Below are 9,496 nucleotides of genomic sequence, written 5' to 3'. Positions count from 1 at the left end.
GCCCCCGGCGGGCGGACAGCCCGCCGCCATCACCGGCCTGCCCGGGCTGTCCGGCGTGCTCGGCGGACAGCCCGACGTCGCCGGCCGCCTCCACCGGGACGTGCCCGGCCAGGTCGCCCGCTTCACCTCGGAGCCGCTGCCCGAAGCCGTCACCATCACCGGAACCCCTCGGGTCCGCGTCCAGGTCAGCCAGGCACCGGGCACCGCAACCTCCGGCACCGCCGTGCTCTTCGCCAAGCTCTACGAGGTCAGCCCCAACGGCACCCGCACCCTGCCGGGCCAGGGCGTCTCCCCGGTCCGCGTCACCGGCCTGCCGGCCGACGGCACCCCGACCGAGGTGGACATCGCGCTGCCCGGCATCGCCTACACGGTCGACAGCGGCCAACGGCTGGAGGTCGCGATCTCCACCACCGACCAGGCCTACACCAGCGTCACCGAGCCGGCCACCCACGTGGTCGGCATCGCGGAGAACACCGACCTCGCCCTGCCCACGACCCGGGGCGAACACGCCACCTCCCCGGTCCCCTGGGGCGCGCTCGCCGGCGCTGGCGGGGTGGTCGGCCTCGGCGTGGTCCTCGCACTGGTCTCGGCGTGGCGCCGGCGGCACTCCACGGACCTGGTCCCCGACCTGGAGGACGCGCCGATCGTCATCTCAGGCCTGAGCAAGCGCTACGCCAGCGGGTTCACCGCCGTGGACGGCGTCTCGTTCCGGGTCGAACGGGGACAGGTCCTCGGGCTGCTCGGCCCCAACGGAGCGGGCAAGACCACGACGTTGCGGATGCTGATGGGCCTCATCCGCCCCACGGCCGGCCAGGTGCGGGTGTTCGGGCACCTGGTGCGGCCCGGCGCGCCGGTGCTGTCGCGGATCGGGGCGTTCGTGGAGGGTTCCGGCTTCCTCCCCCACCTCTCCGGGATGGAGAACCTGCGCCTGTACTGGGCGGCCACCGGGCGGGGTCGGGAGAGCGCCCACTTCGAGGAGGCCCTGGAGATCGCCGGGCTGGGCGTCGCGGTGCACCGGAAGGTGTCCACCTACAGCCAGGGCATGCGGCAGCGGTTGGCGATCGCGCAGGCCATGCTCGGACTCCCGGACCTGCTCGTCCTCGACGAACCGGCCAACGGGCTCGACCCGCCCCAGATCCACCAGATGCGGGAGGTGCTGCGCCGCTACGCCTCGGGGGGACGGACCGTCGTCGTCTCCAGCCACCTGCTGGCCGAGGTGGAGCAGACCTGCACCCACCTGGTGGTGATGCACCGGGGCCGGGTGATGGCCACCGGTGAGGTCCGGGACATCGTCGCGGGCGGGCACGGGTACACCTTCCACGTCGACCAGCCGGAACGGGCGGCCCAGGTGCTCAGCGCGATGGACGGCGTGTCCGAGGTCGAGACCCACGACAACAGCGTGCAGGCACTGCTGGGGCCGGTGCGCCCGGGCGCGGCGGTCACCGAGCTGGTGCGGGCCGGTATCGCCGTCGAACAGGCCGGGCCCACCGGCCGGCTGGAGGACGCGTTCCTCCAGATGGTCGGAGAGGAGTCCGCGCCGTGACCGAACCACCCCGGAACACCTCCTCGAGCGAGCCACCGGGCCACCGGAGCGTCCCGTCGGCCGAGGCGGCCGCCGTGCTGGAGGAACGGAACCGGCACCCGGACCCGGTCGGCCGGGTGTCCCCCGACGGATCGATCGCCGGGTACCGCGCCAACCACACCCTCCCGGTCAGGGTCGAACTGCGACGCCAGCTGCTGCGACGCCGGACCCAACTCACCCTCGGCCTGCTCGTCGCACTGCCGGTGATCCTGCTGCTGGCGTTCCGCATCGGCCAGGACGACGTCAGCGGCGGGGGGCTCGTGGAGCTCGCCACCCGCAGCGGGGTGAACTTCGCGCTGTTCTCGATCTTCGTGTCGGTCAGCTTCCTCTTCGTCATCGTCGTCGCCCTGTTCTTCGGGGACACGGTGGCCAGCGAGGCGTCGTGGTCGAGCCTGAAGTACCTGCTGGCCGCCCCCATCCCCCGGCACCGCCTGCTCCGGCAGAAGGCCATCGTCTCAGCGCTGCTGACCGTGTTCGCGCTCCTGCTCCTCCCGGCGGTGTCCCTGCTGGTCGGGGTCCTCGCCTACGGCAACGGCCCCCTGATCAGCCCCACCGGCGAATCGGTGTCGATGGGCCGGGGCGTCGTCGTGCTGCTGATGATCGTCGGCTACCTCGTGCTCTTCTACACCTGGGTGGCCGGCCTCGCCCTGCTGCTCACCGTCGCCACGAACACCCCGTTGGGGGCGGTGGGCGGGGCGCTGATGGCCAGCATCCTGTCCCAGATCCTCAACCAGATCACCGCGTTGGGGGATCTGCGCCAGTTCCTCCCCACCTACTACAGCTACGACTGGTTCGACCTGCTGAGCACGGACATCAGCTGGGACCAGATGGCCAGGGGCGTCCTGACCTCGCTCGTCTACGGCACCGTGTTCGTCCTGCTGGCCATCCAGGTGTTCGACCGCAAGGACATCACGAGCTGAGGCTGACCAGCCGACGCCGGGGGCGGCACCGGGCGCGGCCCGCCCCGGGCCTCGGCGAACCGGCCTGCGTCGTCGGCCCGGCCCACCCGGGCCGCCCCGCCTTCGGGCGCCGGGGGTGACATCCTGAGCACCACCGGTCATCGGGCGAGGACGGGAGCGTGCGCGTGCGGCAGGAGATCACCACGACCACAGGTCGGGTGCGGGGTCGCGAAGCCGCCCCGGGAGTACGGGCCTACCTCGGCATCCCCTACGCGGACCCGCCGTTCGGACCGCTCCGGTTCCGCCCGCCCCGGCCTCGGCGGCCCTGGTCGGGCGTTCGGGACTGCCTGCGCCTCGGACCGGTCGCGCCGCAGTCCGCGCGGCTGGCCGGGCTGCCGCTCTGGACGTCCTCCGACGAGGACATCCTCACGCTCAACGTGTGGGCACCCGCCTCCGGCGGTCCCTGGCCGGTGCTCACCTGGTTCCACGGCGGGGCCTACACCTTCGGTTCCAGCGCCCAGCCCGGCTTCGACGGCGCGCGGCTCGCCGCCGCCGGGGCGGTCGTGGTCACCGTGAACTACCGGCTCGGCTTCGAGGGGTTCGGCCACCTGCCCGGGGTGCCGGACAACCGGGGCCTGCTGGACCAGCTCGCGGCGCTGGACTGGGTGGCCGCCAACATCGCCGAGTTCGGTGGCGACCCGACGCGGATGACCGCCGCCGGCCAGTCGGCCGGCGCGGGGTCGGTGCTGGCGCTGGCGACCGCACGCCGGCCCGCGCCGTTCCACCGGGCCGTCCTGCACAGCCCGCCGCAGGGCTTCCGTTCCCGTGCCGAGGCGGCCACCGCGACCGACCGGATCGCCGCCGCCGCGAACGTGGTGCCCGCCGACCTCCGCACCGCTCCGCCCGAGGCACTGGTCAGGGCGGCCGACCTCGTCACGCGTGACTGCGTGGCGGGCCGCTGGCCAGGGCGGTGGCGGCACGACCCGGTGCTGTACGGGCCGGTGGTCGACGGCGAGCTGCTCCGTGCGGACCCGCTGCTGTCAGTGGCCGAGGGGGCGGCCGCCAGGACACCCCTGTTGGTCACCCACACCACCGAGGAGTACTGGTTGTTCCACGCGGTGGGCGGGCTGAACCCGGTGCGCACCGAACGCGCGCTCGCGCGGTTCGCCGACGACCTCGGGTTACCGGCGGCCCTGCCCGCCGGCTACCGGCGGCTGCTCCCCGACGCGACCGTCGAGGAGCTCTGGTTGACGATCTTCGGGGACCTCCGGTACCGCGAGTACGCGGCGAGGCTGGTGGAGAACCAGGCCGCCGCCGGCGGTGCCGCCTGGCTGGCGGTGTTCGACCGCCGCCGGGACGCCCGGGGCCAGCGGGTGCGGGCCTGGCACCACGCCGACGTGCCCTTCCTCTTCGGCACCCTCGACGCCCCCGGCACGGACTTCCTGGTCGGCGCGGTGGGAGCGGCCGAACACCGGCTGGCGCGGCACGTCGGCGGCTCGGTCCTCCGCTTCGCCGCGCACGGTGACCCGGGCTGGGCTCGGGTCACCGGTGGCGCCGACCCCGTGGAGGTCTGGGGTGGCGACGCCGGGGCATCCCAGGCTCCTGACCCGGCACGCCGCGCGCTGTGGGAGGGCGTCCCCCTGGGGCCGGCCCCACCTGACCTCACCGGGCCCGCGCGGTCGCCGGACGGCTGACCCGCTCGCGCCGGGTGGCACCGGTGGTCGGCGCCGGCGCGGTGGCCACCGGTCGGCGCGCGTCGACAACGCCGGCGGTGTCCCCACCCGCGACGGGCGGGGCCGCGCCCCTCGTGTGGGAAGTGGGGCGGCGTCGCCGCCTCCCGGCCACGCTGGTCCCCACGACGACCGCCCGGGAACGCCCCCGCCGGGAGCGACGGGGGCGACCGCCGCCGACGTGCCGACCGCTGCTCGACACCTCACGTCGCCCGTGCTCCCCCACCCCGACCGACGCCCCCCGGTCGGACGGTGGCGGGGGCGGGGAGCACGAGCGGCGGGTCAGCTCACTGGAGGCCGGCCGCGTCCATGCCCCGGAGCTCCTTCTTGAGGTCGGCGATCTCGTCGCGCAACCGAGCCGCCACCTCGAACTGGAGGTCACGGGCGGCCTGCATCATCTGGTCGGTCAGCTGGGCGACGAGGTCGGCGAGCTCCGCCCTCGGCATCGACCGCACGTCGCGGTCCTCCAGCACCCCGGCGCTGGCCGAACCGGCGCCGCCGGCGGGCTTCTTGCCCCGGGACGCGTTGCGGCCCGAGCCCCCGACCGGCACGACCTCCTCGGAGTCCTCGGCCTCCGTGTAGACGCGGTCGAGGATGTCGGCGATCTTCTTCCGCAACGGCTGCGGGTCGATGCCGTGCTCCTCGTTGTAGGCGATCTGCTTCGCCCGTCGCCGGTTCGTCTCGTCGATGGCGCGCCGCATCGACTCGGTAACCGTGTCCGCGTACATGTGCACCTGCCCGGACACGTTCCGGGCGGCACGGCCGATGGTCTGGATCAGGCTCGTACCCGAACGCAGGAAGCCTTCCTTGTCCGCGTCCAGGATGGCGACCAGGGACACCTCGGGCAGGTCCAGGCCCTCCCGGAGCAGGTTGATGCCCACCAGCACGTCGAACTCGCCGATCCGGAGCTGCCGCAACAGCTCGACCCGGCGCAGCGTGTCCACCTCCGAGTGCAGGTACCGGACCCGGATGCCCAGCTCCAGCAGGTAGTCGGTGAGGTCCTCCGCCATCTTCTTCGTCAGCGTCGTCACCAGCACCCGCTCGTCGGCCTCCGTGCGCAACCGGATCTCGTGCACCAGGTCGTCGATCTGGCCCTCGGTGGGCTTGACGTGCACCTCGGGATCGACCAGGCCCGTCGGGCGGATGACCTGCTCGACGAACTCGCCGCCGGTCTGCCCCAACTCGAACGGCCCCGGAGTCGCCGAGAGGTAGACGGTCTGCCCGATCCGGTCGGCGAACTCCTCCCAGTTCAGCGGCCGGTTGTCCAGCGCGCTGGGCAGGCGGAACCCGTGCTCGACCAGGGTGCGCTTCCGCGAGGCGTCTCCCTCGAACATCCCCCCGATCTGGGGGACGGTGACATGGGACTCGTCGATGATGAGCAGGAAGTCGTCGGGGAAGTAGTCGATCAGGGTGGCCGGGGCGGAGCCGGCAGGCCTGTCGTCGATGAACCGGGAGTAGTTCTCGATGCCGGAGCAGACCCCGACCTGCCGCATCATCTCGATGTCGTAGGTGGTGCGCATCCGGAGGCGCTGGGCCTCCAGCAGCTTCCCGCGCCGTTCCATCGACTCCAGCTGGGTGGCCAGCTCGGCCTCGATCTCACCGATCGCCCGTTCCATGCGGTCCGGCCCGGCCACGTAGTGGGTCGCGGGGAAGATGCGGAGTTCGTCGACCTCGCGGACCACCTCTCCGGTGAGCGGGTGCAGGTAGTGGAGCCGGTCGATCTCGTCGCCGAAGAACTCGATGCGGATGGCGAGCTCCTCGTAGGCGGGGATCACCTCCACGGTGTCCCCGCGCACCCGGAAGGTGCCTCGGTTGAAGGCCAGGTCGTTGCGCGTGTACTGCACGTCCACCAGCGCGCGCAGCAGGACGTCCCGGTCGACCTCCTCGTTGAGCCGCAACGGGATCGACCGGTCGAGGTAGGACTGCGGGGTGCCGAGACCGTAGATGCACGACACCGAGGCCACCACGACGACATCCCGCCGGGTGAGCAGGCTCATCGTCGCCGAGTGGCGGAGCCGTTCGACGTCGTCGTTGATCGAGGAGTCCTTCTCGATGTAGGTGTCGGTCTGCGGGACGTAGGCCTCGGGCTGGTAGTAGTCGTAGTAGCTGACGAAGTACTCGACGGCGTTCTCCGGGAAGAACCCGCGCAGCTCGTTCGCCAGCTGAGCCGCCAGGGTCTTGTTGGGCGCGAGCAGCAGGGTCGGGCGCTGGACCTTCTCGATCAGCCAGGCCGCCGTGGCGGACTTGCCGGTTCCCGTGGCGCCCAGCAGGACCACGTCCTTCTCGCCCGCCCGGATGCGCCGTTCCAACTCGGCGATGGCCTGCGGCTGGTCACCCGCGGGCTCGTAGTCGCTCACGACGCGGAAGCGCCCGTCCGCGCGAGGGATGTCGCTGACCGGACGGAACGCGGAGGAGGCGGTAATCGGTGCGTGTCCCACGTCCACGAGGGTAGGCCGGAACACCGACGGGGGTGGCCCGCCGGGGGCTGGGCCGGGCGCGGCCTCCGCCACCAGGTGGGCCAACTCACCCCGTCGGCGGGTCCGGACGCGGTGGCCGCCGCCACGAGGAGGGTGGGTCTCCCCACCCCGGCCTCAGTCGGAGCAGCAGGAGCAGCTCCCGCAGCAGGAGCAGCCGTTGCCGCAGCAGGAGCAGGCCTCGCAGCAGGGACCGCAGCTCTCGCACAGACCGGTCCGGGGCTGGCCGCTCCACGGGCCCGGGAACGAGTCACGGCAGCAGACCTGGCAGGTGCAGGTCATCCACAGCGCCAACCCGCATCCGGCGAGCACACCCCGGGGCACGGGAGGATTCCGCACCGGGGGGCAGCCGCACCGGCTCCCACCCCCACCACCCGACCGCTCCCCCGGCCCGCCGGGGCCACCGGTGTCGGGCGGATCGGTGGGCCCCGGTCCCTGCCCCGGGTACTCCTGGTACGGCCGGTCATGACCGTGGTCGGGAGGAAGGTGCCGGAGCCCCGGCAGGGTGGTGCGTCCCTGGTGGCCGTGGCCCTGCCCCTCGCGTCCCGCCGGGGGCCCGTCGACGTGCCCCCGGAAGGCGTGGCGCACCGAGCGGGGCAGCTGGTGGGCGAGCAGTGCGTGCGCGAGGCGGGAGTCGGTGAGGGTCACCCGGCGCAGCGCGGCGAGCAGGTCGTCGAGCGCCTCCGCGCAGAGCTCACGGGCCCGGTCCAGGCTCGTCGCGGTGGCGGTCAGCGGGTTCCACGCCCCGCTGGCGGTGTCCGACGGCAGGTCCTGGACCGCGTCCAGGAGGTGCCCCAGCCGGCCGAACATCCGGCCCGCCTCGCGCAGCGGGTCGGCGTTCCCCGGCATCCCGGCCAGCACCGCGGTGTGGGCGAAGGCCTGGGCGGTCGCCGTTTCGGTCGGTGCCGTCACCACGCGGACGTCGGAGCCCGGTCGAGCGTCCCGTTCCACCTCGTCCTGGTGCGCGACGACCGCCAGCAGGGAGTCGGTGTCCAGCCGCAGGCCCCGGCCGGCGGCGGAGACCTGACGTGCCCAGCGGTCGGCCACCCGACCGGCGACCGAGCGCACCGGCCGGCGCGCGTAGTGGCCGTCGCCGTCGAGCACGTGGTCCCGGATTCGGGCGGAGGCCAGCGCGAGGGACACCGTGGCCGCCAGTCTGGCCCCCGCGCCCACCGCCACCGAGGCACCCCGGAAGCCGCGCAACGCGCAGGGCCCGGCGGCCCGTTGGGCCGCGCGCGTCCCCTCCGGTGGCAGCTGGGCGGTGAACAGGACCGACAGCAGCAGCCCGTCGTAGCTCGTCGCGACCCTCGCCAGGTGCCCGTGCGCGTCACGGAGCGCGAGGCACAGACCGCACAGGTGCCCCATCCAGGCGGTGCGCAGCGCCGGGGGCAGGGTGTGCTGGCAGGGCCGAAGAATCCCGAACACGTGTCCCTCCACGACCGTCGCGGGTCCCTCCCGCGCCGGGGAGCACAGTCCAGCGCATTTTCACCCATGCGGGGGACGCTGTAATCAAAAAGCCGCCTACCCCAGCACCCCGGGGACGCCCTGTTCGCACTGACGGAGGAGGAAGGGGCCCCCACGGCCCGGGCAGGCCGGCCGGCCAGTTCATCCTGGGTGAGCACCCGACCACGCGGACGGCGAGGGCGCCTCCGCCCCCTTCCCCGGATGTGCACTATTGGTGCATGAGCGTCGAGACCACCACCGCCGCCCCGCACATCCACGCGCCCAAGATCGAGCTCTTCGACACCAGAACCATGACCAACACCGATCCGAAGGGATTCCGCCGCACCGTCGACGAGTACCGGCGCGAGGAGTTCGGTCTGTACCTCGCCAGGGAGGTGGTGGACCACCACCGCTTCCGCTACCTGGAATCGTGGCTGCTACCGGATCACGGCATTCGACTGAGCCGGTGGACCTGGTGGCCCGGCCAGGAGGCCGACTACGACTTCTACCTCGACGTCGCCGAGATCACTCGGTCGCCGGAGGACCCCGCGCACTGGCACACCCGTGACTGCTACCTCGACATCCTCGTCCGCACCGGACGCGGGGTGGAGGTGCTGGACTCCGACGAGCTGATCGCGGCCGTCCGCGCCGACCTGCTGCCCGTCGACAGCGCCGAACGTGCCATGACCGCCGCGCACCAGGCCGTCAGCGGCATCGCCGCCCACGGCTACGACGTGACCGCCTGGCTCCAGTCCACCGGTGTGACCGTCACCTGGCGGGAGCCAACCGCCTCCTCCGACAGGTGACCGGAATTCGTCAACCGCTGTCCGGGTCGTTTCCTCCCGCAATTCGGAAACGGAGCGGAGTCACGGGTGGACGATTCCGGAATCGACACGGAAAGGCGATGTTCTCCTCATCACAAAGTGCGGCGAGATGGCTACCCTCTGAGCTTGTGGGCGCCGTTGTCACACCGCAGTTGGTCGATGTGGTCGACACGATCACCTCGGTCCGAAACTACCCGTCCGGAACACGTCACCACCTCACCACCTGTCGGGTGGAGCACTGGGGCTTGCGCACCGAGAGCGCGACACCCGACGACCCGTTCACCAGCTCCGAGGTCAGCTGGGTCCTGCCCGCACAGGGCATCCGGATCCAGCGCCGCCGACCCCGGTCACGCCACGCCAGGAGCGGACCGACCCTGCTGACCGCCATCAGGGTCACCCACGACCACCGCTCCTGGCGGACCACCGACCTCCTCCTGGGGCTCGCCCTCGAGGGTCGGCGGACTCCCCGCATCGTGAACTCGGCCGAGTTCGCGGCGGCGGTGACCGGTCGCGTCCTCCGCGCGGCCGACGCCGAACTGGCGCT

General features: G+C 72.8%; 6 protein-coding genes and 1 pseudogene. 5 read left to right on the top strand and 2 right to left on the bottom strand.

The genetic code is table 11. The annotated features are described in order from the left end of the window. The 3 genes from ACTIDRAF_RS0213200 to ACTIDRAF_RS28710 all read left to right on the top strand — a co-directional run. The coding region (locus ACTIDRAF_RS0213200; protein WP_016699208.1) for an ATP-binding cassette domain-containing protein at positions 1-1,543 on the top strand (1,543 nt) is incomplete at its 5' end. Beyond that, positions 1,540-2,502 (top strand): ABC transporter permease, encoded by a 963-nt coding sequence (locus ACTIDRAF_RS0213195; RefSeq protein WP_016699207.1) that lies wholly within the window; start codon positions 1,540-1,542, stop codon positions 2,500-2,502. The genes ACTIDRAF_RS0213200 and ACTIDRAF_RS0213195, both read left to right, overlap by 4 nt. A 158-nt stretch (positions 2,503-2,660) precedes the next feature. Continuing rightward, complete coding sequence (locus ACTIDRAF_RS28710; protein WP_016699206.1) at positions 2,661-4,175, top strand: carboxylesterase family protein; 1,515 nt, start codon at positions 2,661-2,663, stop codon at positions 4,173-4,175. Positions 4,176-4,498: 323 nt separating this feature from the next. Here ACTIDRAF_RS28710 and uvrB read toward each other — a convergent pair whose 3' ends face one another. Next, positions 4,499-6,649 carry an excinuclease ABC subunit UvrB gene (uvrB, locus tag ACTIDRAF_RS0213185; RefSeq protein WP_016699205.1) on the bottom strand — a complete coding sequence of 717 codons (2,151 nt, stop codon included), beginning with the start codon at positions 6,647-6,649 and terminating at the stop codon, positions 4,499-4,501. Between the two features lie 153 nt (positions 6,650-6,802). Beyond that, a complete protein-coding gene (locus tag ACTIDRAF_RS0213180; RefSeq protein ID WP_016699204.1) occupies positions 6,803-8,110 on the bottom strand; it encodes a DUF5685 family protein in 1,308 nt (435 codons plus the stop codon). A 257-nt stretch (positions 8,111-8,367) separates the two neighbouring features. On the opposite strand from ACTIDRAF_RS0213180, the gene ACTIDRAF_RS0213175 reads away from it, so the two are divergent. Both ACTIDRAF_RS0213175 and ACTIDRAF_RS0213170 read left to right on the top strand, forming a co-directional pair. Then, positions 8,368-8,934: a ribonuclease FAU-1 family protein gene (locus ACTIDRAF_RS0213175; protein WP_016699203.1), complete on the top strand. Its 567-nt coding sequence runs from the start codon at positions 8,368-8,370 to the stop codon at positions 8,932-8,934. Positions 8,935-9,197: 263 nt separating this feature from the next. Beyond that, positions 9,198-9,496 (top strand): annotated as a pseudogene (locus ACTIDRAF_RS0213170) (DUF402 domain-containing protein); the annotation flags it as partial.

The sequence above is a fragment of the Actinoalloteichus spitiensis RMV-1378 genome (genome assembly GCF_000239155.1).
In the GTDB taxonomy this organism is placed as follows: domain Bacteria; phylum Actinomycetota; class Actinomycetes; order Mycobacteriales; family Pseudonocardiaceae; genus Actinoalloteichus_B; species Actinoalloteichus_B spitiensis.
The sequence above is the reverse complement of the archived record's forward strand: the minus strand, read 5'-3'. Positions and strand labels throughout refer to the sequence as shown.

Coding starts and splice junctions, on each gene's coding strand:
- ACTIDRAF_RS0213175 (WP_016699203.1), top strand. CDS start 8,368: ATGAGCGTCGAGACCACCACCGCCGCCCCGCACATCCACGCGCCCAAG.